Origin of the sequence: Mycobacterium sp. SVM_VP21 (assembly GCA_024758765.1) — a bacterium.
Classification (GTDB): Bacteria; Actinomycetota; Actinomycetes; order Mycobacteriales; family Mycobacteriaceae; genus Mycobacterium; species Mycobacterium heraklionense_C.
Map to the genome: position 1 here is coordinate 1356690 of CP101406.1, position 25374 is coordinate 1382063.

General features: G+C 67.2%; 27 protein-coding genes. 10 read left to right on the plus strand and 17 right to left on the minus strand.

All coding sequences use genetic code 11. The features are described 5' to 3' along the window. Positions 1 to 19 precede the first annotated feature (19 nt). On the plus strand, positions 20 to 379 hold the full coding sequence (locus NM962_06520; protein ID UVO13732.1) for a DoxX family protein: 360 nt from the start codon (positions 20 to 22) through the stop codon (positions 377 to 379). On the opposite strand, the gene NM962_06525 is transcribed toward NM962_06520, so the two are convergent. Both NM962_06525 and NM962_06530 read right to left on the minus strand, forming a co-directional pair. Further along, positions 376 to 1014, minus strand: a complete 639-nt coding sequence (locus NM962_06525) for a PaaI family thioesterase (GenBank protein ID UVO13733.1) — start codon at positions 1012 to 1014, stop codon at positions 376 to 378. The genes NM962_06520 and NM962_06525 overlap by 4 nt on opposite strands. After that, positions 1011 to 2309, minus strand: a complete 1299-nt coding sequence (locus NM962_06530; GenBank protein UVO13734.1) for an adenylosuccinate synthase — start codon at positions 2307 to 2309, stop codon at positions 1011 to 1013. Before NM962_06530 ends, NM962_06525 begins: the two co-directional genes overlap by 4 nt. A 112-nt stretch (positions 2310 to 2421) precedes the next feature. Between NM962_06530 and NM962_06535 the strand changes: the two genes are divergently transcribed. The 3 genes from NM962_06535 (at position 2422) to NM962_06545 (ending at position 4890) form a co-directional block, all read left to right on the plus strand. Further along, positions 2422 to 3087: a peptidase M50 gene (locus NM962_06535; protein UVO14581.1), complete on the plus strand. Its 666-nt coding sequence runs from the start codon at positions 2422 to 2424 to the stop codon at positions 3085 to 3087. A gap of 61 nt (positions 3088 to 3148) precedes the next feature. Next, entirely contained in the window at positions 3149 to 3934 is a 786-nt protein-coding gene (locus NM962_06540) for a site-2 protease family protein (GenBank protein UVO13735.1), read from the plus strand. 68 nt (positions 3935 to 4002) lie between these two features. Continuing rightward, positions 4003 to 4890, plus strand: a complete 888-nt coding sequence (locus tag NM962_06545; GenBank protein UVO13736.1) for a cation diffusion facilitator family transporter — start codon at positions 4003 to 4005, stop codon at positions 4888 to 4890. Positions 4891 to 4911: 21 nt separating this feature from the next. Here the strand turns inward: NM962_06545 and NM962_06550 are convergent, their stop codons facing one another. Next, positions 4912 to 5328: a DUF3151 domain-containing protein gene (locus NM962_06550; GenBank protein ID UVO13737.1), complete on the minus strand. Its 417-nt coding sequence runs from the start codon at positions 5326 to 5328 to the stop codon at positions 4912 to 4914. Positions 5329 to 5445: 117 nt separating this feature from the next. On the opposite strand from NM962_06550, the gene NM962_06555 reads away from it, so the two are divergent. Then, the gene (locus NM962_06555; protein ID UVO13738.1) at positions 5446 to 6285 is read left to right on the plus strand and encodes a hypothetical protein; all 840 of its coding nucleotides are present in this window, start codon (positions 5446 to 5448) and stop codon (positions 6283 to 6285) included. A gap of 80 nt (positions 6286 to 6365) precedes the next feature. On the opposite strand, the gene fbaA is transcribed toward NM962_06555, so the two are convergent. Next, complete coding sequence (gene fbaA, locus NM962_06560; protein ID UVO13739.1) at positions 6366 to 7400, minus strand: class II fructose-bisphosphate aldolase; 1035 nt, start codon at positions 7398 to 7400, stop codon at positions 6366 to 6368. Positions 7401 to 7487: 87 nt separating this feature from the next. Here fbaA and NM962_06565 point away from each other — a divergent pair, with 87 nt between their 5' ends. Next, entirely contained in the window at positions 7488 to 8186 is a 699-nt protein-coding gene (locus NM962_06565) for a DedA family protein (GenBank protein ID UVO13740.1), read from the plus strand. A 20-nt stretch (positions 8187 to 8206) separates the two neighbouring features. Here the strand turns inward: NM962_06565 and NM962_06570 are convergent, their stop codons facing one another. From NM962_06570 to NM962_06620, 11 genes are all read right to left on the minus strand, one after another. Beyond that, the gene (locus tag NM962_06570) at positions 8207 to 9328 is read right to left on the minus strand and encodes a fructose-bisphosphate aldolase (protein UVO14582.1); all 1122 of its coding nucleotides are present in this window, start codon (positions 9326 to 9328) and stop codon (positions 8207 to 8209) included. 103 nt (positions 9329 to 9431) lie between these two features. Further along, positions 9432 to 10181 carry a hypothetical protein gene (locus NM962_06575; GenBank protein UVO13741.1) on the minus strand — a complete coding sequence of 250 codons (750 nt, stop codon included), beginning with the start codon at positions 10179 to 10181 and terminating at the stop codon, positions 9432 to 9434. A gap of 372 nt (positions 10182 to 10553) precedes the next feature. Next, on the minus strand, positions 10554 to 11267 hold the full coding sequence (locus NM962_06580) for an RNA methyltransferase (GenBank protein ID UVO13742.1): 714 nt from the start codon (positions 11265 to 11267) through the stop codon (positions 10554 to 10556). After that, positions 11264 to 12166 carry a hypothetical protein gene (locus tag NM962_06585; protein ID UVO13743.1) on the minus strand — a complete coding sequence of 301 codons (903 nt, stop codon included), beginning with the start codon at positions 12164 to 12166 and terminating at the stop codon, positions 11264 to 11266. The genes NM962_06580 and NM962_06585 overlap by 4 nt, the downstream gene beginning before the upstream one ends. Before the next feature lie 17 nt (positions 12167 to 12183). Then, on the minus strand, positions 12184 to 12732 hold the full coding sequence (gene pyrE, locus NM962_06590) for an orotate phosphoribosyltransferase (GenBank protein UVO13744.1): 549 nt from the start codon (positions 12730 to 12732) through the stop codon (positions 12184 to 12186). Then, a complete protein-coding gene (locus tag NM962_06595) occupies positions 12719 to 13495 on the minus strand; it encodes an SDR family oxidoreductase (protein UVO13745.1) in 777 nt (258 codons plus the stop codon). The genes pyrE and NM962_06595 overlap by 14 nt, the downstream gene beginning before the upstream one ends. Positions 13496 to 13758: 263 nt before the next feature. Then, positions 13759 to 14643 (minus strand): hypothetical protein, encoded by an 885-nt coding sequence (locus NM962_06600; protein UVO13746.1) that lies wholly within the window; start codon positions 14641 to 14643, stop codon positions 13759 to 13761. A 72-nt stretch (positions 14644 to 14715) separates the two neighbouring features. Further along, a complete protein-coding gene (locus NM962_06605) occupies positions 14716 to 15948 on the minus strand; it encodes a PecA family PE domain-processing aspartic protease (protein UVO13747.1) in 1233 nt (410 codons plus the stop codon). Positions 15949 to 16103: 155 nt separating this feature from the next. Beyond that, the gene (locus NM962_06610) at positions 16104 to 17303 is read right to left on the minus strand and encodes a PecA family PE domain-processing aspartic protease (protein ID UVO13748.1); all 1200 of its coding nucleotides are present in this window, start codon (positions 17301 to 17303) and stop codon (positions 16104 to 16106) included. A gap of 160 nt (positions 17304 to 17463) precedes the next feature. Beyond that, positions 17464 to 20010, minus strand: coding sequence for an ATP-dependent chaperone ClpB (gene clpB, locus NM962_06615; GenBank protein UVO13749.1), 2547 nt, complete (start codon positions 20008 to 20010; stop codon positions 17464 to 17466). Between the two features lie 128 nt (positions 20011 to 20138). Beyond that, positions 20139 to 20885 carry a nuclear transport factor 2 family protein gene (locus tag NM962_06620; protein UVO13750.1) on the minus strand — a complete coding sequence of 249 codons (747 nt, stop codon included), beginning with the start codon at positions 20883 to 20885 and terminating at the stop codon, positions 20139 to 20141. Between the two features lie 185 nt (positions 20886 to 21070). Here NM962_06620 and NM962_06625 point away from each other — a divergent pair, with 185 nt between their 5' ends. Then, positions 21071 to 21601 (plus strand): TetR/AcrR family transcriptional regulator, encoded by a 531-nt coding sequence (locus tag NM962_06625; protein UVO13751.1) that lies wholly within the window; start codon positions 21071 to 21073, stop codon positions 21599 to 21601. On the opposite strand, the gene NM962_06630 is transcribed toward NM962_06625, so the two are convergent. Continuing rightward, positions 21590 to 22066: a hypothetical protein gene (locus tag NM962_06630; GenBank protein UVO13752.1), complete on the minus strand. Its 477-nt coding sequence runs from the start codon at positions 22064 to 22066 to the stop codon at positions 21590 to 21592. The two genes, NM962_06625 and NM962_06630, sit on opposite strands and share 12 nt — an antisense overlap. Positions 22067 to 22174: 108 nt before the next feature. On the opposite strand from NM962_06630, the gene NM962_06635 reads away from it, so the two are divergent. Genes NM962_06635 through NM962_06645 form a run of 3 tightly spaced genes read left to right on the plus strand, consistent with a single transcriptional unit; the run spans position 22175 to position 25015 of the window. Continuing rightward, a complete protein-coding gene (locus NM962_06635; GenBank protein UVO13753.1) occupies positions 22175 to 22846 on the plus strand; it encodes a GAP family protein in 672 nt (223 codons plus the stop codon). A gap of 36 nt (positions 22847 to 22882) precedes the next feature. Continuing rightward, positions 22883 to 24049, plus strand: a complete 1167-nt coding sequence (locus NM962_06640) for an FAD-binding oxidoreductase (protein UVO13754.1) — start codon at positions 22883 to 22885, stop codon at positions 24047 to 24049. A gap of 3 nt (positions 24050 to 24052) precedes the next feature. Further along, the gene (locus NM962_06645; GenBank protein ID UVO13755.1) at positions 24053 to 25015 is read left to right on the plus strand and encodes an aldose 1-epimerase; all 963 of its coding nucleotides are present in this window, start codon (positions 24053 to 24055) and stop codon (positions 25013 to 25015) included. Positions 25016 to 25061: 46 nt separating this feature from the next. Here the strand turns inward: NM962_06645 and NM962_06650 are convergent, their stop codons facing one another. Beyond that, entirely contained in the window at positions 25062 to 25373 is a 312-nt protein-coding gene (locus tag NM962_06650) for a MerR family transcriptional regulator (GenBank protein UVO14583.1), read from the minus strand. Position 25374: the final 1 nt, after the last annotated feature.

Below are 25374 nucleotides of genomic sequence, written 5' to 3' on the forward strand. Positions count from 1 at the left end.
AGAAATTAGAGTCGGTCCCATGAGTGTGCTGACGTCACCGAAGACCTATACGGGGCTGGCCGCCTTCCAGGCCGCCGACGCGGTGTTGTGCGCCATCCCTGTGCCCTACATCGCCAAAGCCCTCGACACCGTGCAGGTCCCGCAAGAGATCAGGCCGGTCCTGCCGATCGTCAAAGTCGCCTCGGCAATAGGCCTGTTGTCGGCGCAGCGGTTTCCTGGATTGGCACGGCTGACCACCGCGGCATTGACGCTGTATTTCGTGCTGGCGGTCGGCGCGCACGTCCGGGTCCGCGACAGCATCGCCAACACCGTGCCAGCCGCGTCATTTCTGGCCCTGTTCGCGTCGATGACGATCAAGGGCCCGCGCCCCAGCAGTTAGGGCTGCCCCGGCAGCAGCCGCACCATCAGGCCCTGCGCCTCGGCCAACACGGTGCCGTCGGTGTCGGTGAGTTCGGCGCCGATGAACGCCTTACGCCCCTCGGCCCTCTCGATCCGGGCATGCACCAGCAGCGGGGTGTCGATCGGGGTGACCTTGCGGTAGTCGACGTGCAGGAACGCCGTGCGACTGATCGGGCGGTTCGCCGCATGCACCACCATCCCGAACATCCAGTCGAACAGCAGCGGCAACACTCCGCCGTGCACCGCGGAGTTGCCGCCCACATGGAACCGGCTGAACGACCCGGTCATCGAGACGCCGTCGGGCTCGAACCGGCTGACCCGCCACGGCGGTAGCAGCAGACTGCCCATGCCCGGCAGTGACGGCGCCCGCCCGGCCGGGGCGACAGCCTGCGACGCCGGGAACTTCTCCAGCAACCCCACCAGCGCTTCGACGCGATCGGCGGCGTCGTCCCAGGTGGCGTCGTCGGGGTCGGTCGACACCGCCAGGTCCTGCAAGCGCCGCATGGTGGTGACGAACCGCGCGAAGCCCGGGCTCGGGTCGACGACCGCGTAGTCCGGGAATCCACCATGGCTGGCGTAGTCGGGATCGACGGCCTCCGGCGTTTCCTCGCTCACGCGCCGCCCCTCACGACGTCGCGTCGCACAATGGTCTGCTCCCGTCCGGGGCCGACGCCGATGCACGAGACCTGCGCGCCGGCGATCTCTTCCAACCGCGAGACGTAGTCGCGGGCGTTGGCCGGCAGCTCCTCGAACGTGCGGGCGCCTGAGATGTCCTCCCACCAGCCCGGCAGTTCCTCGTAGACCGGCTCGGCACGGGCGAACTCTTCCTGGGTCATCGGCAACTCGTCGGTGCGTTTGCCGTCGACGGTGTAGCCGACGCAGACCGGCACGGTCTCCAGACTGGAGAGCACGTCGAGCTTGGTCAGGAAGTAGTCGGTGATGCCGTTGACCCGGGTGGCGTAGCGGGCGATCACCGCGTCGAACCAGCCGCACCGCCGCTGGCGCCCGGTGGTCACCCCGACCTCGCCGCCGGTCTTGGACAGGTACTCGCCGTTGGCGTCGAACAGTTCGGTGGGGAACGGCCCCGAACCGACCCGGGTGGTGTAGGCCTTCAGGATGCCCAGCACCGTGGTGATGCGGGTCGGACCGACACCGGAGCCCACGGCCGCGCCGCCCGCGGTCGGGTTGCTCGACGTCACGTACGGGTAGGTGCCGTGGTCGACGTCGAGCAGGGTGCCCTGCGAGCCTTCCAGCAGCACGTTCTCACCGCGGTCCAGCGCAGCACCCAGCAGCAGCCCGGTGTCGGCGATGCGGTGCTTGAAGCCCTCGGCCTGCTCCAGCAGATCTTCGAGAACCTGTTGCGGCTCCAGGGCCTTGCGGTTGTAGATCTTGACCAGCACCTGGTTCTTGAAGTCCAGGGCGGCCTCGATCTTCTGGGCCAGCGAGTCATGGTCGAGCACGTCGGCGACCCGGATCCCGATCCGGGCGATCTTGTCCTGGTAGCAGGGCCCGATGCCGCGTCCGGTGGTGCCGATCTTCTTGCTGCCCATATAGCGCTCGGTCACCTTGTCGATGGCGACGTGATAAGGCATCAGCAGGTGCGCGTCGGCGGAGATCAGCAGCCGCGAGGTGTCCACGTCACGGCGTTCCAGGCCCGCCAGCTCGTCGAGCAGCACCCCCGGATCGACCACCACACCGTTGCCGATGACGTTGGTGACATGCGGCGATAGGACCCCCGACGGGATCAGGTGCAACGCGAAGTTCTCCCCGGTGGGTAGAACCACCGTGTGGCCGGCGTTGTTGCCACCCTGGTAGCGCACCACCCACTGAACTCGTTCGCCGAGTAGGTCGGTCGCTTTACCTTTGCCCTCGTCGCCCCACTGGGCGCCGATGACGACGATTGCCGGCATGGAATTCTCGCTAACTGTCTTGGCTTACTGTGGTCCAGCCGGTGACTGAGCCTATCTGAAGAGATTCACAAGGAGCGTGTTGAACGCCACTAACGGCACGGACAGCCTGAAGATGCCGCCCGAAACCGCCGTCTTGCTGTTTGCCGGACGGCCGCTGCCTCGCCCTTTGCGAGGACTGCCAACAGTGCATCTCGGCGACGATACGAGCACCGATGACGTGAACGCTTTGGACGCCGCAGTCGCTCGGTACCGCCGCTTGGTGGTCGTCGGCGCCGACGCTGACCTGGCGCGAATAGTGACCCGGCTGTTGCGCACCGACCGGCTCGACGTCGAAGTCGGTTACGCGCCGCAACGGCGCACACCGGCCACCGCGGCCTACCGGCTGCCGGCGGGATGGCGGGCAGCGCGCCGGGCACGGCGGGGCACCGCTCGTCCGGTGCCGCTGGTCCGCGACGACGCCGGCACCGCCCTGGTGGGTGTCGGCCGGTGGCTGCCGGTGGACGGCGCTGCGGTGCTGCACGGTGAGGGAATCGTCGACGACGCCGCCCTGTTCGACGGAAATGTGGTCGAGGTGCTGATCGAGCCGATGGGCACCGCACCGGGCGTGCGCGCCGGTATCCCGGACCGGCGCGGCCGGGTACGACGCTGGGTGGCGGGCCGCGCGGTCCAGCTGGGCACCACCGGCGCGCTGGTGGTGCGCGACGGCGTCTACAGCAGCCGAACGGTGAAGCGGTCCACCTTCTATCGGCACATCGAGGATTGGCTGCTCATCCGATGACGACGCGGGCCGGAGGACCGCTGGGGAAGCGGACCGTCAGCACAGTGGATAGGTTCGTGCGGTGAACGTGCATCCCCTGCGCGGGCAGGCGGTACGGCCCAGCCCGGTCTTCCTCGCCTTGGTGGCCGTGACCGCCCTGGGCGGTGCACTGGCGTGGCAGGCCGGTGAAGAGATCCGGCCGCTCGCCTACGCCGGGGTGTTCGTGTTCGTCATCGCCGGGTGGCTGGTCTCGCTGTGTCTGCACGAGTTCGGTCACGCCTACACCGCGTGGCGGTTCGGTGACCACGGTGCCGAGATGCGCGGCTATCTGACGCTCAACCCGCTGCGCTACACCCATCCGGGCCTGTCCCTGGTGCTGCCGATGCTGTTCATCGTGCTGGGCGGCATCGGGCTGCCGGGCGGAGCGGTCTATGTGCAGACATCGTTCATGACGCCGCGGCGCCGCACCCTGGTGAGCCTGGCGGGCCCGGCCGCCAACCTGGTGCTGGCCGTGTTGCTGCTGGGCGCCACCCACACCCTCTACGACCCCGCCCACCCGGTGTTCTGGTCCGGGGTGGCGTTCCTGGGTTTCCTGGAGTTGACCGCAGTGCTGCTGAACCTGCTTCCGGTGCCGGGCCTCGACGGCTATGGCGCGCTGGAACCCCACCTGAGTCCGGCGACCCGACGCGCCGTGGCGCCGTTCCAGCAGTGGGGCCTGCTGGTGCTGCTGATGTTGCTGCTGGCGTCGCCGATGCTGAATCAAAAGTTCTTCTCGCTGGTGTTGTGGTTCTTCGACCTGTTCGATGTGCCGCGTCTGCTGGTGTCGTGGGGTTTGAGCCTGACGCAGTTCTGGAGCGCCTGGTTCTAAAGTGCCGCGCCGGGCGTGAACCGAACTTCACGCCCGGTATCGGGCTAGCCCGCCTATATTCACCTCCCATGGGCGCCGGTCACGATCACCGTCACACCGACTCCCGACTGTCTCGCATGGTCGTCGGCGCCGCCATCCTGAGCGCGTTCTTCGTCATCGAACTGACCACGGCGATCACCATCAACTCGATGGCGCTACTGGCCGACGCAGGACATCTTCTGACCGATCTGGCGGCCCTATTCATGGGGGTGGCGGCGGTGATGTTGGCCCGGCGCGGCAGCACGTCACCGTCGCGCACCTACGGCTGGCATCGCGCCGAGGTGTTCACCGCGGTCGCCAACGCGGTGCTGTTGATCGGGGTGGCGACCTTCATCCTCACCGAGGCGATCCGCCGCATCGGCACTGCTCCGGACGTGCCCGGGGTGCCGATGATCGTGGTCGCCCTCGCCGGCCTGACCGTCAACATCGGCGTCGCGATGCTGTTGCGATCGCACTCGACCGAGAGTCTCGCGGTGCGCGGCGCCTACATGGAGGTAATCGCCGACACCGTCGGCAGCGTGGGCGTGCTGATCGCTGGCGTGGTCACCATCACCACCGGATGGCCCTACGCCGACGTGGTGGTCGCCGTCTTCGTCGCGCTGTGGGTGCTGCCACGCGCGTTCGCGCTGGCCGGGGCGGCCCTGCGGATCCTGTCAGAGGCCTCCCCCAGCCACATCGACGTCGCCGAACTGCGCGCCGCACTCGCCGCCGTCGACGGCGTTACCGACGTGCACGACCTGCACGTCTGGACGTTGGTGCCGGGCCAGGACATGGCCACCGCCCACCTGGGCACCAGCGCCGACGCCGGCCGCGTATTGGCCGACGCACGGGCCGTGCTGGCCGCTCGCGGGTTGACCCACGCCACCGTGCAGGTGGAACCTGCCGGGCAGGGTGGTCGTTGCCCACTCGGATGCTGATGCCCTAGGGCACGCCGTGGGTCAGCTCAGCCCCAGCGCAGTGCGGGCGCCGGGGTCGCAATCGTCGAGCAAGGCCAGGCAGCGGGCCTGCTCGTCGGTCTCCCCGATGCTGGTGGCGGCACGCGCCAGCGCGGCCACGCAGCGCAAGAAACCCCGGTTGGGTTCATGCGCGTACGGCACCGGGCCGTAGCCCTTCCACCCGTTGCGGCGCAGCTGGTCCAGGCCCCGGTGGTAGCCGGTGCGCGCGTAGGCGTAGGCGGTGACCGCCTTGCCCTCGGCCAATGCCGCTTCGGCCAGCGCCGCCCACGCCACCGAGGCTGCCGGATGCGCCGCCGCGACAGTCGTGGGGTCCTGGTTGGCCCGCAGAGCGGCCTCGGCGTCGGGGTCGCCGGGCAGCAAGATCGGATCGGGCCTGAGGAGATCACCGGTGAGAGTCACATCGTCCATTCTGCCGTGCCGTCCATGGCCAGCCACTCCAGCAAGCCGGCGCCTCGCTCAGTAAACTAGCGGCAGCCGATCCGAAACAGCCGGCGGACATTGGAGGATCAGCCACTCATGCCAAACCCACCGGAACCGGACAACACCGAGTCGACCGAAGGCATCGCGGCCACTCCCCCCGAACAGCCCGACGGTGACGATCAGGTCACCGAGACCCAGCCTGTCGCCTCGGCGGACGACGAGTCCGCGACGGCCATCCTGGCGGAGACACCGGCAGAAGCCGACGCCGTCACCGAGGTGATCACCACCGAGGCCACGCCCAAGGAACCCGGGCCCGACGGATCACCGGAACGCCGCTTCACCGCACCCGGATTCGACGCCGGGCACACCGAGGTCATCCCGTCGGTGGGCGATGCGGACACCGAACTGATCGCTCAGCAGAGCGATGAGACGGGAAAGGCGATACCGCAACAGATCCCGGCTCGAGTAGGCGGCAAACTGCCGTCTACCGTGTCCCGCAGCTGGGGCTGGGTGATGGCGGTGATCCTGATCATCTTGGCGCTCGCGGCCATCGCGGTGCTGGGCACCCTGTGGCTGACCCGCGACACTCGGCAGGCCGCCTCGCAGGAAGAGCATGTGCGGGCCACCATCCAAAACTTCGACATCGCCATGCAGAACGGTGATCTGGCGGCACTGCGCAGCCTTACCTGCGGCGACATCCGCGACCGCTACGTCAACTACGACCAAAAGGCCTGGGACGACACCTACCAGCGCATTGCGGCGGCCAAGCAGTACCCGGTTGTCGCCAGCATCGACGAGGTGGTGGTCAACGAGGGGCAGGCCGAAGCCAACGTCACCGCGTTCATGGCCTACGAGCCGCGGGTCCGCTCAACCCGCAGCTTCGACCTGCAGTTCCGCGACGACCAGTGGAAGATCTGCCAGTCGCACGGCAGCTAGCGTTCCCCGCGAGCAGACAGAGAATCGCCCAAATACCGTGGGACTTGGGCGATTCTCTGTCTGCTCGGCGCTGAGGCCGGTCAGCTGCTCAGGCTCTTACCGGCGCTGTGGAGGTCATTGCAGGCCTCGATGACCCGCTCGGTCATGGCGGCTTCGGCCTTCTTGAGGTAGCTGCGCGGGTCGTAGACCTTCTTGTTGCCGACCTCGCCGTCAACCTTGAGCACACCGTCGTAGTTGCTGAACATGTGCCCGGCGATCGGACGGGTGAACGCGTACTGGGTGTCGGTGTCGACGTTCATCTTCACCACGCCGTAGCGCAGCGCCTCCTCGATCTCGGACTTCAGCGAGCCCGAGCCGCCGTGGAAGACGAAGTCGAACGGCTTGGAGCCGTCGGCCAGGCCCAGCTTGGCCGACGCCACCTTCTGGCCCTCGGCCAGGATGTCCGGGCGCAGCTTGACGTTGCCCGGCTTGTAGACGCCGTGCACGTTGCCGAAGGTGGCGGCCAGCAGGTACTGCCCCTTCTCGCCGGCGCCCAGGGCGGCGACAGTCTTCTCGAAGTCTTCGGGCGAGGTGTAGAGCTTCTCGTTGATCTCGGCTTCCACGCCGTCCTCTTCACCGCCGACCACACCGATCTCGACCTCAAGGATGATCTTTGAGCGGACAGCAGCACTGAGCAGTTCAGCGGCGATGTCCAGGTTCTCGTCGATCGGCACCGCCGAGCCGTCCCACATGTGCGACTGGAACAGCGGGTTTTCACCGGCCTTGACGCGCTCCGCGGAGATCGCCAGCAGCGGCCGCACGAACCCGTCCAGCTTGTCCTTCGGGCAGTGGTCGGTGTGCAGGGCCACGTTGACCGGGTAGCGGGCCGCGATCACGTGGGTGAACTCGGCCAGCGCCACCGCGCCGGTCACCATGTCCTTGACGCCCAGTCCGGAGCCGAATTCGGCGCCGCCGGTGGAAAACTGGATGATGCCGTCACTGCCCGCGTCCGCGAAACCCTTGATCGCCGCGTTGATGGTCTCCGACGACGTGCAGTTGATCGCCGGGAACGCGTACGCGTTCTCCTTGGCGCGGCCCAGCATCTCGGCGTAGATCTCGGGGGTGGCGATGGGCATGGGAAATCTCTCCTCTGAGCTGACCGAAACTGCCATCGAGTATCGCAGGGGCGGTTTCACCGGTGGCCCCCGGTATGTTGGTGCGTCATGAGCACCACCGCGGTCGCGATGCCGGGCCTGCTGGACCCGATGTATTGGCTGGGTGCCGGGGGCATCTTCCACGGCGCCGTACTGCCGGCCATCCTGGTGGTGGTCTTCATCGAGACCGGCCTGCTGTTCCCGCTGCTGCCGGGCGAATCACTGCTGTTCACCGGTGGCCTGCTGGCCGCCAAGGGGCTAGCCCCCGACATCTGGATCTTGGCGCCCGCGGTCGCCGTCGTGGCGGTGTTGGGCGATCAGTGCGGCTACTTCATCGGCCGGCGGATCGGGCCGGCACTGTTCAAGAAGGAAGATTCCCGCTTCTTCAAGAAGCACTACGTCACCGAGTCGCACGCGTTCTTCGAGAAGTACGGGCCGTGGGCGATCATCCTGGCCCGGTTCGCGCCGTTCGTCCGCACCTTCGTCCCGGTGGTCGCGGGCGTGTCCTACATGCGCTACCCGGTGTACCTAGCGTTCGACATCGTCGGCGGCATCCTGTGGGGCGGGGGGGTCACCACGTTGGGCTACTTCCTGGGCAACGTGCCGTTCGTCCACGAGAACCTGGAGAAGATCATCCTGGTGATCCTGTTCGTGTCGATGATCCCGGCATTCCTCGCCACGGCGAAGGCCTACCGCAGCCGCCGCGGCGGCGGAGCGCCCGCCAACACCACCGCTGACTCGGCGCTCACGGCGCAGAATCCCAAGTAGACCCCGCCCTCAGCACAGAGTCACCGGGCTGGCACCGCGGCCGCGACGTTATGCGCGGCCTCCATCAGCATCCACCCGCCCAGCTGCACCGACAGATCCCGTTCGGGGATCTCGGACTCCCGCACCGCCCCGGCGATGGAAGTGGCCACCGCGCCGTCGGCACGGGGCACCTCGGCGGCCTGGTCCCAGAACGCCCCGAACAACGGCAGCCCATTGACCGTTTGCCGGTAGTCCCATGCCGATTTCGCCGACGACAGCACCAGCTTGCCGGCGGTGTCGCGTGCTTCGGCGTCGGCGTCAGAGTCCCCCGGCAACGCGGTGGCGACCAGCGCCAGGTAGCGGGCGGTGATCCCGGCGAACAGCCCGCCGTCGCCACCGCCGGCACCCTTGATCACCCCGCCCGGGGCCATCCGCTTGCTCACCGCGGCCACCAGCCGGTGCACCCGAGCGGCGTGGCGCGGCTCCCCGGTGCGCACCGCCAACTCAGTCTCCAGCCCGAGCACCACGCCCTGGCAGTAGGTGTACTCGGCGCGCACCAGCGAGCCCTCCCTGATGCCGTCGAACACCAAGTCGGTGTCCGGGTCAATCAGGGTGGCATCGATCCAGTCGCCCATTTGCTGGGCGCGCTGAAGCCACCCGGGTTCACGGGCCAGAAAGATCCCGGCCGGACCGTTGGCCGGGGCGTTGAAGAAGGGCGGCTCGGTGTCCTCACGCTCCTTCCGCCAGGGAATGCCGCCACCGGCCTGCGGCATCCATGAGTCGGTCAGCTGCCGGGTCAGGGTGTCCAGCGCGCGGTGCCGGTCGAGGCCGGTGACCAGGCAGGCCCGCTGAATCGCCAAGGCCAGCCACGCCATGTCGTCGTAGTAGGCGTTGGTCCAGCGGCCCACGTTGCGCAGCCGGTGGGTGCGAATCTGCCGCTTGATACCCGTCGCCCGTTCGGGCTGCGGGTCGCGCAACTGGGCGTCGACCAGGCAGTCCAGCAGATGCGCCTGCCACCAGTAGTGCCAGTGCGGGGCGCGCCGGATCGGTGGCCAGGCGACAACGCCGAGCTGGGTGCCCGGGATATGCCAGAGCGACTTGAGATGTCGCGCGGTGACGGCGGCCTCGGCACTTTCGGCACGATTTGCCCAGAGGAGATCCATAGGGTCCATGGCCCTAGATCTTGCCGTATAAGCAGAACGCGCAACTTGCCCGTGGACTCGGGGATCCACGGGCAAGTTGCGCGTGGCACTACGGCTTGAGCTGTCAGAACGGCAGCTCGACCCCGGTATCCCCAGCGAGCTGGCTGACGAAGTCCAGAATCCACTGAACACCCGGCGCCCCCTCAAGGATGGTCATCGCGTTCTCGATTGAGGTGGACAGCGTCGCCTCAGTCGAGGTCATCCAGTTCAACATCGATTCCCCGGCAAGGGAACTGAGCAGATCCAGCTGACTTCCCGGCTCGGGGAAGAGATCCTCGAGAGTAATGGTGCCGTCGATCACGGCATTGATCGCTCCCGGTACCACCGCGTAGACCCCCATCAGCTCCCACGTGAGCATGCCTCCGTAGTAACCCGACGCCAGCTCCAAGAGGCTGTCCAGCTGGTTGCCATCCTCACTCGAGATTCCCAACAAGCCGTATAGCCAGCCCAGGTTGAAGTCCGCCATCGGGCCGAAAAGAATCTCCGGATCATTGGAAATTGCCGAAAAGTAGTCCTCGAACCAGGGCAAGGGATTCCAGCCGGGCGAGAGGATCTCGCTGAACAGGTCGTACCGGCCTGACACCCAGTCCTCGATCCCCGAGATTCCGGCGAAGGAAAGGACCGGATCGAGCCAGCCCGCCCACTCGACCGCCGTTTGGCCGTATGACAGGGCCGTCGCGCTCGTTTCGTCGGCATAGGTCTGCGCCGCCGCAGCGGAGTCGAACGTGACCCAGCCGTCGGTAGTCATGACCTCGACATCCGGCCAGCCCAAGCTGGTCAGGGCGATGTCGGCGGTGACGGCGCGCAGCGCCACACCGGGGGACACCCCTGGCGCAGCCATGATCGCGCTGGCACCTACCAAAGCAACACCCATGGTCGTGTAGGGGCGGAGACGTTTCTGTACTTGCATAGCAAACCTCATTTCTGGCAGAAACCTGTGCGGAGAAACGCTACGGCAAAGCTTAGAGACGGCGATACAGGGAAATCCCTGGATTTTTTCCCGTTCGAACCATTTAACCTGGGGATTTACCGGCGGCCCCGCCAAAAGGCGCGTCGGCCGAAGGCGCTTGGCATGATGAAATCTCGTCACCATGCTCGGTAGAAACCAAGCATTACCAATAGTTATTCAAAGTATTGCCTGAGTCTCGACTCCGGGCCGGCCGACGCTATCGAGCCCATGCGCGGTTCACCAAGCGCGGCTGAAGTCTCCGTGCTGCGCGATCCAGGCGTGCATCACGATCCCGGCAGCCACCCCGACATTGATGCTGCGGGTCGAACCGAACTGGGCGATGGACACCGTCAGATCCGCGCCGGCACGGGCTTCGTCGCTGATGCCGAGGCCTTCGCTGCCGAACACCAGCAGACAGTCGACCGGCAACGCGGTCTGCTCCAGGCGCACCGCCCCGGCCACGTTGTCCACTGCGACGACCGCGAGCCCCTGCTGCGCGGCGAAATCCAAGATTTCCGAGGCAGTTTCGTGATGCAGCAGTCGCTGGTAGCGATCGGTGACCATGGCGCCGCGGCGATTCCATCGCCGTCGGCCGACGATGTGCACCGTGTGCACGGCGAACGCATTGGCGGTGCGCACCACTGAGCCGATGTTGGCGTCGTGCCCGAAGTTCTCGATCGCGATGTGCAGCCGGTGCCGCCGGCGGTCGATGTCGGCGACGATCGCCTCGCGGGTCCAGTAGCGGTAGGCGTCGACGACGTTACGACGGTCGCCCTCGCGCAGCAGCTCCGGATCGTAATGGAAGTCGTTCGGCAGTGGTCCCTGCCAGGGGCCGACGCCGTTGGCGGGCGAGAACCACTCGGTGGGGCCCGGCGGTTCAGCGAGGCTCGACGGAGGAGAGGCGAAGCTGGGACCGCCGCATGAATCGGGACGATCCGATGAGTCGGTCACGAGGTGGTCCACACGGCGGCGTGCGTGCCCACCACCGACACCGAGGGATACAGCAGCGCGGCGTTGATCTCCCCGTGCGTGCACAGTGAGGTCGGCACGTGCACCGAGTTCAGTGACGCCTCCGGCAGGATCAACACCGAGGATCCGGCCGCGACGCAGTCCGCACCCAACCCGGGCATCGGCGTCGACGGTCCGGCGATCAACATCAGCGGCCCGCCACGGGCCTTCGCGTCGTCGCGGTACTGCGTCGCGACCGCGTCGACCGACAGGTTGAGCACCATGTAGCCGGTGCCGGTGAACGCTTTCGGGTCGCCGAGGGCCGCCGGTGCCAGCGGCACGCCGTCGGCCCGGTAGGCCGCCACGCCTTGGGCGGTGAGCTGCAGACCGGTGTCGCCCGGATTGACCGGTGCCAGCCCCACCGGGAACGCCGCGGCGTAGGCCACCGTCGTGTCTTTGATCCGGTCGGCGGGCGAGTAGACATACAGCCCGCGCAGCGCGCTGCGCTCTTTGAGCGGACCCAAACAGACGGTCCCGTTCAACCGATCGGTTTCCTTGGCCGACAGCGGCGACGGCACCAATTCCCCCAGTGTCTTGCAGCTGCCCAGTCCGGTCGCCTCGATCGGGTGGGCCGGGGTGCCGTACACCCCGAACCGCAGATCGCCGGCGGCGGCGTGCGGAGCTGGGGCGTTCGGGGCGTCGGCGACCTGGGCCTTGACGTCGACCAGCGCGTAATCGACTTCCCACCGCAGGTTGGACAGGGTCATCTCCCAGCCCAAGATGGTGAGCGCCGAACCAATCGGCGCGCCCTGGGCACCGTAGGGGCCGGCCACGCCGGAACCCGAGCAGGCCGCGGCACAGGCGACGGCCAACGCTGATATCAGCGCGATCAGACTCCGCACAACGGTCCTCGGGGAGTTCAGTCCAGGCCCAACTCGGCCAGGCCGAGCACACTGCGATACGGCACGCCCTCGGCCTCGATGGCCTCGGCCGCGCCGGTGGCACGGTCGACCACGGTTGCCACGCCGACCACCTTGCCGCCCGCCTCACGCACGGCGCGCACCGCGGTCAGTGCCGAACCACCGGTGGTACTGGTGTCCTCCACCACCAGAACCGGTTGGCCGGCCACGTCGAACCCCTCGATAAGGCGTTGCATGCCATGGGCTTTCACCGACTTTCGCACCACGAATGCGTCGATCGGGCGTCCCGGGGCGTGCATGACGGCGGTCGCCACCGGGTCCGCACCCAACGTTAGGCCGCCCACGGCCACGTAGTCCCAGTCGTCGGTGAGTTGGCGGACCAACCGCCCGATCAGCGCACCGGCGCGATGGTGCAATGTGGAACGGCGAAGGTCGACGTAGTAGTCGGCTTCGGCCCCGGAAGACAGCGTCACGCGGCCGTGCACCACCGACAGCTCGCGCACCAGCGCGGCGAGCTCATCGCGTTCGTCATTGTTAAGTGCGGCCACGGCCCCTCCCGAATGTGTTGGTCAGCGTGCGCGAAAGCCCGCGCGGAATCAGTCGACTGACGCCTACCAATGTCTTGTATTGCAGGCCCGGAACGCTGACCACCTCGCCGCGGGCGATGTCGGCCAGGCTGGCCGCGACCACGTCGTCGACCTCCATCCACATGAAGGACGGCAACGTGGCCATGTCGATTCCGGCGCGCTCGTGGAACTCGGTGCGGACGTATCCCGGGCAGACCACGTGGATGCCGACGCCGGTGCCCTGCAGGCCGCCGGCCAGTCCTTCGGTGAACGACACCACCCAGGCCTTGGAAGCCGAGTAGGTCGAACCGCGTCCCGACAGCAGCCCGGCGACGCTGGCGATGTTGATGACGGTGCCGGCACCCGCCTCGACCATCGCGGGCAGCGCGGCGCGGGTCAGCTGCATCACCGCAGTGACATTGACGTCCAGTTGCGACTGCAGCAGCGCCGGGTCGGCGGTCCAGAACTCCCCGGACGTGCCGAACCCGGCGTTGTTGACCAGCACCCGCACCCCGGCGCCAAGGCGCTCGACAACTTTGGCGCGGCCGGCGGCGTCGGCCAGGTCTGCGGGCAGCACCTCGACGGCACCGCCGTGGCTGCCCCGCAGTTCGGTTGCCAGCCCCTCCAGTCGTTCGACGTCGCGGGAGACCAGTACCAAGTCGTAGCCATCGGCGGCGTAGCGACGGGCATAGCCGGCGCCCAACCCCGAGGTGGGCCCGGTGACCACGGCAACGGGGCGAGACATGCCCGTCAGCGTAGCGGCGATCGCGAGCGCGACGAAGTCGGGCGCTGCGGGTCGACGCCATCAAGCCTGCGGCGATCGCGAGCGCGACGAAGTCGGGCGCTGCGGGTCGACGCAATCTAGCCCGCGGCGATCGCGAGCGCGACGAAGTCGGGCGCTGCGGGTCGACGCAATCTAGCCCGCGGCGATCGCGAGCGCGACGAAGTCGGGCGCTGCGGGTCGACGCAATCTAGCCGAGAGCCGCTGGTGTCGACCGTCGTCGGATATCAGCGCTGATAGTGCGCGGTCTGCCGGCCGTTGCGACCGCCGGGCGCGTGCAGCACGTCGGAGGAACTTTCCCGGCTGCTCCGGCGGCGCTGCTGCGGCTCGGCAGCAGCGGAGGCGCTGCCCGGTGCCGGCGCGGCTGCTCGCGACGCCGATGGAAGCTTTTCGGCCTCGCTCTCGTCCGCGGGCTCAGCGGCGCCCGACGAGCCCAGCGGGCGGCTGGGTTGTCCGTTGCGGCGGCCCGTTGCACCGGCCGCGGCTTCGGCGGGCTGGCGCCGCGGGTTCGGCGGCAGCACCCGAAGCAGGTCGTTGAATTGGCGAACGCTGCGCAGGCCCTCGTCCCACTGGGCGCGGGTGCTGGTGATGGGCATGCTCACCAGGGTCCAGTTCGCCTCGTTCCACATGATCTCGGCGCAGTCCGGGGCGGTGTGAGCGAACGTGACCATCCGCCGGTCGCAGGCCCGCCGTGCCGCATCGAGGTTGGTGGAGTACACCATCCGCGGACCGATCGCCCCGAGCAGCCAGATGTCGTTCTCCCGCGGCTCTTTGAGCCCCTTGAGCCGCACATCGACGACGACGTTGGTGCTGACTTTGCGGTGCAGGGCGATCACCGTCGCCACTTCGTCCAGGTCAAAGATGTAGACGGCCTCGCCGCGGATCTGGCCGAGCACGACGTTGCGCACCGGCGCCTCGCCGACGGTCGACATCACGCCGCGCTTCCAGCGGTGCAGGATCTCGGCGGATTCCGGCTCGAAGTCGAAGCCATGCGAACGGGCCCAGGACTTACGGCGCCGACTGCGGCCGCGCCGCTGGTCGATGTCCACGTACAGCAATACCGCCGCGCCGACAAAGCAGAGCGCGGACAGCGTGAACCAGAGCGGGACCATTGCGCCTAGCGTATCTGTTCTCGGCCGCGATCGACGAATGTCCTCAGGTCACAACCCTGTATCACCGCGACGCTAGGGCGTCACGACGTTGTTCGGAACGATGTGCATGGACCCGTCGCCGGACGTCGAGACGTACACCTGGTTCTGCTGGAACAGCCAGTTGCCGGTGTTCATCGTGGTGCCGGAAACGATCGTCGGGCTGTTGGACGAGCTCGAGTTCACCGTGTAGCCGTACAGCAGCGCGCCGCCGTTCGTGGGGTCGCCGGAATAGACGCTGACCTGCTGGCCGGCGGCCAGGGCCTGCCCGGCACTGCCGTTGGTCAGGCTGACCGGGATGGTTCCGTAGACCCCGCCGGAGTCCAGCACCGAGCTCACCTCGGTGGCCGTCTTGCCGCCGTCGAACGACACGTACAGCGGCGTCGTCGGGTTCGGCGAGCCGGCGACCGTGACTCCGCCGGTCAGCGGGTCGGCACCGAACGTCAGGGCGCCGTCCTTCTGGTCGATCAGGACGCCGTCGCCGAGAGCACCCGGCAGTGCAGTGGTCGGGATGCTGCCGGGAGTCGGACCGACGGCATTCGCCCCAATGCCCAGAATGCCGTCGGCGTTGCCGCCGAGGTACGAACTGAGAGTCCAGTCCCCATTGAGCAGGGAAGTGAGGCTGACCGGGAATGCGAACAAGACGGCATCGACATCGGTCGTGCCGCTGGTGACAGTGTCCCCGGCGGAGTCGGTGAAGCCCACCGTGGTGGGCAGCTCGGTATAGAAATAGCCCAGCGAGTTGCCGTACTCGCCATATTGGATTGTGGGGAGCCCGGAGAGATCCGACCAGTCGATGCCGGACCAGTTGATGTCCGAGATCGGCATGACCAGACCAGCCGAGCCGGTGTCGACCAGCACCGACGACTCCGGACCGCCACCCACCGAGACGTTCACCACCGGTTCGGTGCCGCTGTTGACCTGCAGCGGAACACTAAAGGTACTCGGGATGTCGGCATCGACGCCGCTGGCGGCGGCACTGCCGGCCACGCTCGAGTCGGCGGCCCCACCGAAGATCCACTGCTCGAGATCGTTGATCGGGGTATTGACGAGGTTCTGATACCAGCCGTCGAACATGGTGTCCAACGAGGCCAAAGCCAAGCCCGGGTCAGTCTCGGCAGCGGTGCCGGGATCGAACGCGCTGAGGGCGTCGATGATGGGCTGGAACAGATCATCGATATCGGCGTGCGCCGTCGGCGCGGGTGTGCCCAGCGCGACAAACGCCCCGACCGCCGCGGTCGCACCGAGCATGCGTCGACCAGCTGCCATCTCCGAAACCTCCCCGCATGAGGTCACGGGCATCCGCTAAGCCGCGACCAACGCGGTCAGCTAACCCAGTCGGGGGCGCAGAACACCAGGGGATTTAGCCAAGAAAGGGCCAAAAATCTCTTGGAACGTTCGACGGACTCCCGGCCGCTATGTCATCACGACTTGAGGGTGCCACCGATGATGGTCTGCCCGCCGGGCACGCCATAGTTGATGTAGACCGGCTCCTCGCCGAACAGCCAGTTGCCGGTGTTCATGCTGTTTCCGCTGGTCACGGTCGGGCTGCGCACCTCACCTGGATCAGAGCCCACCGTGTAGCGGTACAGCAGCGTCGTACCGTCCTTGGCGTAGACCGAGATGACCGTATCTTCGGGCAGGTGTCCGTTGGCGGTCGGCGTGATGTTGCCGAGCACTGAGGACGGCATGGTGCCGTACACCCCGCCGGAGTCGATCACCCCGCGGACATTCGTGAGCGGCCCGTCATTGAGCTGCACCTTCAGGTCTGCCCAGGGCGCCCCGGGGATGACGGTGCCACCCTCGTACGGGTTGTCCCCGAAGATCAATTTGCCGCCGGCCTGGTCGATCAGCACGCCGTGACCGAGATTGCCCGGCAGATCGGCGGTCGGAATGTGATCGGGAGTGGGTCCGAGCGCGTTGGGTCCGATGCCCAAGATCCCGGTGGACGAGCCGGCCAGGTAGCTCTCGATAGACCACGGGCCCATGAGGTTGAAGTCCGCCGGGAACGCGAACAGCACCGCATCCACCGTGGTGTCCGCGGTGACGGTGTCGCCGTTCTCACCGGTGAAGGTGACCGTGGTGGGCAGTTCCAGATAGAAGTAATTCAGGTTGCCGCCGAACTGACCGATGTTGAAACCGGTGGGCAGGCCGGTGAGGCCGAATGGGTTGATGTTCCAGATCGGGATGACCAGACCGGCTGCACCGGTGTCGACCAGCACCTCGGTCTGCGCGCCGCCGCCCACCGAGACATTGATCACCGGTTGGGTGTTGAGATTGACGTGCACCGGGACGGTGAAGCTGTCCGGGAGGTTGGTGCTGTCCGGGCCGTACGCGACGGCACTGCCGGGCAGACTGTCACCGAACGCCCACGGCGCGATGCTGTGGAGCGGGGTGTAGATGAGGTCCTGGTACCAGCCGTTGAACAGGGTGTCCAGCGAGGACAGTGCAGAACCCGGGTCGGTGTCGGCGGCCAGCCCCGGGTCGACCCAGCTGATCGTGTCGATGATGGGCTGGAACAGGTCGTCCCAGTCAGCCTGAGCGGCCGGGGCGGGCGCGCCCAGCGCCAGGACCGCTCCCGCGGCACCGACGGCGCCCACCAGGCGATGGCGACGAGCTGACATGGCTACCCCTCCGGATGAACAACGGTGTAGGAAAACACCGGAATTTCTCAGTAACGGCTAGGCTAACCGATCAGCTTCAACACCGCATCCGCAAAGGAGCGGCGACCACGACAAGGCCCCCCGGAACCCGCGTCCGAGGGGCCTTATCGTGAGGGAAATCTCAGCCCAGGACCAGCGACTCGCCGTCCGCGCTGATGTTGATCGGCACGATGTCACCGTCGTGCACCTCGCCGGCCAGCAACATCTTGGCCAGCTGGTCGCCGATGGCTTGTTGGATCAACCGGCGCAGTGGCCGCGCCCCGTAGACCGGGTCGAATCCGCGCTGGGCCAGCCACTTCTTGGCCTCCAACGACACCTCGATGGTCAGCCGTCGCTGCGCCAGCCGCTTGGCCAACTGCTGCAGCTGGATGTCGACGATCTGCACCAGTTCCTCGGGGTCCAGGCCCTCGAAGATCAGCACATCGTCGAGCCGGTTGATGAACTCCGGTTTGAACGCCGCCCGCACCGCGGCCATCACCTGCTCCTCGGTGCCACCGGACCCCAGGTTCGAGGTCAGGATCAGGATGGTGTTGCGGAAGTCCACGGTGCGGCCCTGGCCGTCGGTGAGCCGGCCCTCGTCGAGGACCTGCAGCAGCACGTCGAAGACGTCCGGGTGGGCCTTTTCCACTTCGTCGAACAGCACCACGGTGTAGGGCCGGCGGCGCACCGCCTCGGTCAGCTGACCGCCCTGGTCGTAGCCGATGTAGCCGGGGGGCGCACCGACCAGGCGGGCCACCGAGTGCTTCTCGCCGTACTCGCTCATGTCGATGCGGACCATGGCCCGTTCGTCGTCGAACAGGAAGTCGGCCAGTGCCTTGGCCAGCTCGGTCTTGCCGACGCCGGTGGGCCCCAGGAACAGGAAGGAGCCCGTGGGCCGGTTGGGGTCGGCGACCCCGGCCCGGCTGCGCCGTACGGCATCGGAGACCGCCTGCACCGGCTTGCGCTGTCCGACCACTCGCTTGCCGAGCTCGTCTTCCATGCGCAGCAGTTTGGCGGTCTCGCCTTCCAGCAGCCTTCCGGCCGGGATTCCGGTCCAGGCGCTCACCACGTCGGCGATGTCGTCGGGTCCGACCTCTTCCTTGAGCATGACGTCTTCGCGAGCCTGCGCATTGGGCAATGCCGCTTCGAGTTTCTTCTCCACCTCGGGAATGCGGCCGTAGCGCAGCTCGGCGGCCTTGGCCAGGTCGCCGTCGCGTTCGGCCCGGTCAGATTCGCCGCGCAGCGTTTCCAGCTGCTCCTTGAGCTCACGGACGATGTCGATGGCGCCCTTCTCGTTCTGCCACCGGGTGGTGAGTTCCGCCAACTTCTCTTTGTGGTCGGCCAGTTCCGCGCGCAGCTTGACCAGTCGATCCTTGGAGGCGGCGTCTTCTTCCTTGCTCAGCGCCATCTCTTCGATCTCGAGCCGACGCACCAGCCGCTCGACCTCGTCGATCTCCACCGGTCGGGAGTCGATCTCCATCCGCAGCCGCGACGCCGCCTCGTCGACGAGGTCAATGGCCTTGTCCGGCAGGAACCGCGCGGTGATGTAGCGGTCGCTCAAGGTGGCTGCGGCCACCAACGCCGAGTCGGTGATGCGCACCCCGTGGTGCACTTCGTAGCGGTCCTTGAGTCCACGCAGGATGCCGATGGTGTCCTCGGCCGACGGTTCGCCGACGTAGACCTGCTGGAAACGACGCTCCAGGGCGGCGTCCTTCTCGATGTACTTGCGGTACTCCTCCAGCGTGGTGGCACCCACCAGCCGCAGTTCGCCGCGGGCCAGCATCGGCTTGATCATGTTGCCGGCGTCCATCGCGCCCTCGCCGGTGGCACCGGCGCCGACAATGGTGTGCAGCTCATCGATGAACGTGATGATCTGCCCGGCGGAGTCCTTGATCTCGTCCAGGACGGCCTTGAGGCGTTCCTCGAACTCGCCGCGGTACTTGGCGCCGGCCACCATCGAACCCAGGTCCAGACTCACGACGGTCTTGTCGCGCAGGCTGTCGGGGACGTCGCCGGCGACGATGCGCTGGGCCAGGCCCTCGACGATCGCGGTCTTGCCGACGCCGGGCTCACCGATGAGCACCGGGTTGTTCTTGGTGCGCCGGCTCAAAACCTGTACCACTCGGCGGATCTCGGTGTCACGGCCGATCACCGGGTCCAGCTTGCCCTCGCGGGCTCGCGCGGTCAGATCGGTCGAGTACTTCTCCAACGCCTGGTAGCTGGCCTCGGGGTCGGGGCTGGTGACCCGTGCACTGCCGCGCACCTTGACGAACGCCTCCTGCAGCGCCTGCGGCGAAGCCCCGTGACCGGTCAGTAGCTTGGCGACATCGGAGTCGCCGGTGGCCAGGCCCACCATCAGGTGCTCGGTGGAGACGTACTCGTCGTCCATCTCGGTCGCGAGTTGCTGGGCGACGGTGATCGCGGCCAGCGAGTCGCGGGACAACTGCGGCTGCGCGTTGGAGCTGGTGACCTGCGGCGCCAGATCGATCAGGCGCTGGGTTTCATTGCGGACCGTCGCCGGGTTCACACCGACCGCCTCCAGCAGCGGCGCAGCGATCCCGTCGTTCTGGGTCAGCAAGGCCTGCAGCAGATGGGCGGGCCGGATTTCAGGGTTGCCGGCGGCGGTAGCCGTCTGCAAAGCCGCGGTCAGAGCTGCCTGCGTCTTGGTGGTCGGGTTGAACGAGTCCACGACACCTCCATTCGGGGTCAGAGCGGGCCGAGAAGGCCCCGCCAAAAATGCTTGTCGTGTTGTCCAACGTCGTCAAGGTTGAGTCTGTTCCGCTCAAGTCTATTTTTCTTGCCGAGCAGCCGTCCGCGTCAACCCAGACGCAGCATCCGGCGGGCGTTCTGCATCAGCCGGGGCAGCCGGGAGGCGCCCATCAGCGCCCGGAACAGCCAACTGTCATCCGATGGCAGCACGCCGGCCGACTGGGTGGCATCGAGCAGGTCGAACAGCGTCTCCCCCTCGTACATCAGTCCGTCGGCGTTGAAGTGGTAGCGGTCGACCGCGGTGCACTGCACGAAGGTGCCGACGCCGTGGATCGCCGGGGCCGACTCGTCGTAGGGATAGAAGCGCAGAGTACCGCTGAAGTGCCCGCTGCCGATGTAGCGAACGACGATCCGGGTCTCACCCTCCGGGGTGACGTCGAAATACACCTGCCCGGGCAGCGGGTCGTAGCGCCAGTCCGGGATGGCGTCGAGGAACGAGAAGTTGTAGCGCTCGAATTCCTCGAGCCCCACGATGATCCGGCCGAACGTGGTGGGGTCCTTGTAGCGCAGGTCCGGGGTATAGAGCTCGTGATTGAGCGACATGTCCCGCATCAGCCAACTCCACCAATACTTCTTGGCCCACTCGGCCGCGAAAGCCACGTCGATCCCACGGTCGGCGTAGTGGGCGATCTTGCGGTCCAGGTCGACGAACCATTGCTGGGTCATGGTGCTGAGCTCAGACTCGGTGAGCACCTTCACCTTCCCGCCAGCTCGGTTGCCGGGAAGATATTCCGGCAACGGCTGGCGCAGCCTCGGCTTGGCGATAGCCTCCCGAAATCGCGCTTCGTCGAACATATCCCAACCTTCCGGCCAACTAGAATCACCTGATTCCTCTATGTAAGCAGGCGCGGGAACGTATCCTCAAGCTTCCCCACGATTCGGAGGTTCGCATGGGTGGCGAACGGGCGCCGCGGGTGTGGCGCGGCCAGACCCACGATGCCCGGTCCCAGGCCCGTCGGACCCAGTTGATCGAGGCGGGGGTGGAGCTGCTGGGCACCGGAGGCACGGCCGGGGTCACCATGCGCGCAGCGTGCCGCGACGCCGGGCTCAGCCTTCGTTACTTCTATGAAAGCTTCAGTGACACAGACGAGCTGATCCTGGCCGTGTACGACCAGTGCAATGCAGAGCTGCTTGCAGCCATGGCCGGTGTCGCAGGCAAAGCCGCGCCGATCAGCGCGGCCCTCGACCGCGCGGCAGCCTATTTTGAAGAGGATCCGCGCCGATTGCGGATCCTGTTGCGCGAGCCGCAGTCCAGCCCTCTGCTGGCCGATCATCGCGCCGATGTCCTGCCCGCCTTACTGAGCTCGCTGATAGGCCCATCCGGCGTCGACGATTCGCCTCCCGTCACCGCCGCACGAGTCATGAGTGCCAGCGCACTGTCTGGAGCCCTGACCGCGCTGGTTCTCGACTGGGCCGATGGCCGACTGCGCGTCAGCCGTGCCGAACTGGTGAGGTTCGCAGCCGGTCTAGTGCGAACCGGGCTGAGTGCGGCAAGCCCGTCACAGAGTTGAATTCGGACATGAGCCGGCACCGCGCCTTGGACGTGTCCACAGGTACAACGCGATCCAGGCGCCGTAGCCGAGCGCCATCCCTGCATACATCACGGCGGGATCGCCCTGCCCGTGCACGCTGAGGTAGAGCACCACACCGGCAAGCAGCGCCGGCAATGCTGCCGCGCGACGACGCAGCGCGAACGCCACCGTGACGAGCACGATCGACACGATCAGTAGAACAGGACTGATTCGGTGCAGCTCGTCGAGCAGAGCGGCAAGCCACCCCGAAGATCCGCCGGTACCGTGCCCGGCGTGTCCCGCACCGGCCGCGGCCGACGCGCCGACGCCAAGCGCCACCAGGATCGCCGGCAGGCAACAGGCCAGCGTGCAGGTCAGCGCGGCAACAACTCCCGCCGTCCCGAGTCGGCGTCCAGTGGGCCTGCGCCAGCGGGGCCGGTCGCGGCATTCTGACGTGGGTGACATGGCAGCCTTTCGTAGCATTCCTATGAACCTATACCCCGTATAGGTACCTAGCAATGGTGGCGCTATGCGTCACCCAGTCCGTGCCATCCAGTCGGCTACGGTGCTGCTATGACGACCAGCCTGGCTTCGGTGTGGACCGCGTTGATCCCCCTCGCGCTGGTGGTGGCGCTCTCTCCGATCACCGTCATCCCGGCAGTACTGGTGCTGCACACCGCACGCCCACGCGAGACCGGACTGGCCTTCCTCCTCGGTTGGCTGGTGGGCCTGGCTGCACTGACCGCCGCCTTCATCGCCGTATCTGGACTGCTGGGCGGCCTACATACGACGCCGCCGACCTGGGCATCGTGGTTGCGCATTGTCGTCGGTGCGGTGCTGATCGCGTTCGGCGTCTACCGGTGGGCGACCCGCCACGGCCACGGCGAGATGCCGCGCTGGATGCGCTCATTCACCGCGATGTCCCCGCTGCGCGCTGGCCTGACGGCCGCGGCACTGGCTGTGATCCGGCCGGAAGTGCTGTTCATGTGTGCAGCGGCCGGGCTGGCCATCGGCAGCGCTGGACTGCGCAGCGAGGACAGTTGGCCGGCGGCCATATTCTTCGTCGCGCTCGCCGCGTCCTCGGTGCTGATCCCCATTCTGGGATATCTGGCGGCCAGCGACCGACTGGACCCAGCGCTGAACCGGCTCAAGAACTGGATGGAACAGCAGCACGCCGCGCTGACCGCCGTCGTCCTGGTACTCATTGGTGCGATGGTGGTCTACAACGGGATTCACGCGCTATAGCCGGCGTCGCCGCCGGCCAGCATTAAGATCGCGGCCGTGGGACTGGACGATCGCGACGCGCTGCGCGTGCTGCATGACGCGTTTGCCGTGCCGCCCGACGGTTCCGGCGTAGTCGCCCGGTTCTTCACCCGATGGTTCGGCACCGACCCGTCGGTGCGTGACCTGTTCCCCGCCGACCTGACCACCCAGCGGGCCGCGTTCGCGCATGCCATGAGCTGGGTGCTCGGCGAATTCATCGCCCAACGGGCGCAGGAACCCGTAGCGCTTTTGGCCCAATTGGGCCGTGACCACCGCAAATACGGTGTGACGCAACGCCATTACAACGTCATAGGCCAAGTTCTTCTGGCCACCCTGCATGACGAGTTGGCCGACAGCTGGACAGCGGCCGTCGACGACGCCGCCCGCGCGGCGCTGAATCTGATCATCGGGGTGATGGGCGGGGCCGCCGATGCCGAAGAAGGACCGGCATGGTGGGACGGCACCGTCGTTGAACACCTACGGGTCTCCCGCGACCTCGCCGTCGTCCGGATCCAGCTGGACCAACCGCTGCCCTATCACCCGGGCCAATACGTCAAAGTCGAGGTGCCGCAGTGCCCGCGATCGTGGCGCTACTTGAGCCCGAGCATGCCCGCCGACGAAACCGGGGCCATCGAATTTCACGTCCGGGCGGTCCCCGCCGGCCTGGTCAGCACCGCGATCGTCAACGAAGCCCGGCCTGGTGACCGATGGCGACTGTCCAGCCCGCACGGCGGCCTGCATGTCGATCGCGACGCCGGTGACGTGCTGATGGTGGCCGGAAGTACCGGCCTGGCGCCGCTACGGGCGATCATCATGGACCTGACCCGCTGGGGCGTGAATCCGCGGGTACACCTGTTCTTCGGAGGCCGCTATCCCTGCGAGCTCTACGATCTGCCCACCCTGTGGCAGATCGCCGCACACAACCCGTGGCTGTCGGTGACCCCGGTGTCGGAGTACGCGGCCGATCCGGACTGGGCCGCCGACTATCCCGACGTGACCCCGCCGCGCGGCTTGCATCTACGTCAGACAGGACGACTGGCGGAGGTGGTCACCCGCTACGGCAGCTGGGGTGACCGCCAGATACTGGTCTGTGGCGGGCCGGCGATGACGCGAGCTACCGTGGCAGCCCTCATCGCCAAAGGAGCTCCACCAGAACGTATTCAACACGACCCCTTGTCGGAGTAAGAAGTGACTGATCTCGAGCCCTGCGTGTTGACTGATCCGTCGTCGTCGCTGGCGGCGACGTTCGTCCCGGGCGCGGGCATGATCGGGACGTCGCTGTGCGATGACGGCGTGGAACTGCTCGGCCAGCGCCGGGGTATCACCGCCTACGTCGCCGAGCACAAGACCATGGGCATTCCGCTGTTATATCCGTGGGCGAATCGCTTGAGCGGCAACGACTACCAGGTAGGCGCTACGCAGGCAACGCTTACTCCTGGGTTCGGCGGGGTGCACGCCGACGAACACGGCGCCCCGATCCACGGCACCCTGGCCGGCGATGCCGGTTGGCGGGTGAGCGCGCGATCGCCATCGGCGTTGACCGCGGAACTCGACTTCGGGGCCCGCCCGGATCTGCTGGCGACGTTCCCGTTCCCGCACCTACTGGAGTTGGCTATCACGCTGGCAGATCGCACCCTGACGGTGCGCACCACGGTCACTGCCACCGGCGATACGGTAGTGCCGCTGTGCTTCGGCTTTCACCCCTATCTTCAGCTTCCCGGCGCGCCCCGGTCGCAATGGCTCATCGAGACCCCGACCATGCGGTCTCGGATCGTTGACGCACACAACATCCCGACCGGTGCACTCGAGCCTCATCCGGCGTCGGCAGAATTATTGGGCGACAAGGTGTTCGACCACGGTTTCGACGAGGTGGCACCTGGAGCGGTGTTCGCCGTCTCCGGCGGCGGTCGCCGCGTCGAGGTGCGGTTCGACCAAGGCTATCCGGCGGCGCAGATCTATGCGCCGGCCGCCGAAGCGGTGGTCTGTTTCGAGCCGATGGCCGCACCTACCGACGCGCTTCGCCGCGGCGGCTACGCGGTGGCCCGTTTGGGACAGCCCGGCGTGGCAGAGTTCTCGCTGCGGGTCACCCACCCCCCGGGGTCGCCCACCCCCCGCGAGCAGACACAGAATCGCACTAGCGCAGCGGTTTGAGTGCGATTCTGTGTCTGCTCGCGAGAAAAGAGGGCGCGAGCGAAAATCAGCGGCGCGGCTGCCAGACCACCACGGCGGTGCTCTTGGGCACCACCGCGATCTCGCGACGCTGGTTGGCGCGCAACATCTCCAGCTCCGCCGTCATCTCCTTGACCCGCGATTGCAGCGCCTCGACCTGGTTGGTCAGCTCAATGATCCGCTTGATGCCGGCGAGGTTGACACCCTCGTCGTGCGACAGCCGCTGCACCTCGCGCAGCAGGTCGACGTCTCTCTCGGAGTAGCGGCGTCCGCCGCCGGAGCTGCGCTGCGGACTCACCAAACCGATCCGGTCATAAGTCCGCAACGTCTGGGCGTGCATA

Coding starts and splice junctions, on each gene's coding strand:
- NM962_06605 (UVO13747.1), bottom strand. CDS start 15,948: ATGGCAGCTGGTCGACGCATGCTCGGTGCGACCGCGGCGGTCGGGGCG.
- fbaA (UVO13739.1), bottom strand. CDS start 7,400: ATGCCCATCGCCACCCCCGAGATCTACGCCGAGATGCTGGGCCGCGCC.
- NM962_06620 (UVO13750.1), bottom strand. CDS start 20,885: ATGTTCGACGAAGCGCGATTTCGGGAGGCTATCGCCAAGCCGAGGCTG.
- NM962_06610 (UVO13748.1), bottom strand. CDS start 17,303: ATGTCAGCTCGTCGCCATCGCCTGGTGGGCGCCGTCGGTGCCGCGGGA.
- NM962_06530 (UVO13734.1), bottom strand. CDS start 2,309: ATGCCGGCAATCGTCGTCATCGGCGCCCAGTGGGGCGACGAGGGCAAA.
- NM962_06630 (UVO13752.1), bottom strand. CDS start 22,066: ATGTCACCCACGTCAGAATGCCGCGACCGGCCCCGCTGGCGCAGGCCC.
- NM962_06555 (UVO13738.1), top strand. CDS start 5,446: ATGCCAAACCCACCGGAACCGGACAACACCGAGTCGACCGAAGGCATC.
- NM962_06545 (UVO13736.1), top strand. CDS start 4,003: ATGGGCGCCGGTCACGATCACCGTCACACCGACTCCCGACTGTCTCGC.
- NM962_06650 (UVO14583.1), bottom strand. CDS start 25,373: ATGCACGCCCAGACGTTGCGGACTTATGACCGGATCGGTTTGGTGAGT.
- NM962_06565 (UVO13740.1), top strand. CDS start 7,488: ATGAGCACCACCGCGGTCGCGATGCCGGGCCTGCTGGACCCGATGTAT.
- NM962_06535 (UVO14581.1), top strand. CDS start 2,422: ATGCCGCCCGAAACCGCCGTCTTGCTGTTTGCCGGACGGCCGCTGCCT.
- NM962_06635 (UVO13753.1), top strand. CDS start 22,175: ATGACGACCAGCCTGGCTTCGGTGTGGACCGCGTTGATCCCCCTCGCG.
- NM962_06570 (UVO14582.1), bottom strand. CDS start 9,328: ATGGATCTCCTCTGGGCAAATCGTGCCGAAAGTGCCGAGGCCGCCGTC.
- NM962_06595 (UVO13745.1), bottom strand. CDS start 13,495: ATGTCTCGCCCCGTTGCCGTGGTCACCGGGCCCACCTCGGGGTTGGGC.
- NM962_06600 (UVO13746.1), bottom strand. CDS start 14,643: ATGGTCCCGCTCTGGTTCACGCTGTCCGCGCTCTGCTTTGTCGGCGCG.
- NM962_06520 (UVO13732.1), top strand. CDS start 20: ATGAGTGTGCTGACGTCACCGAAGACCTATACGGGGCTGGCCGCCTTC.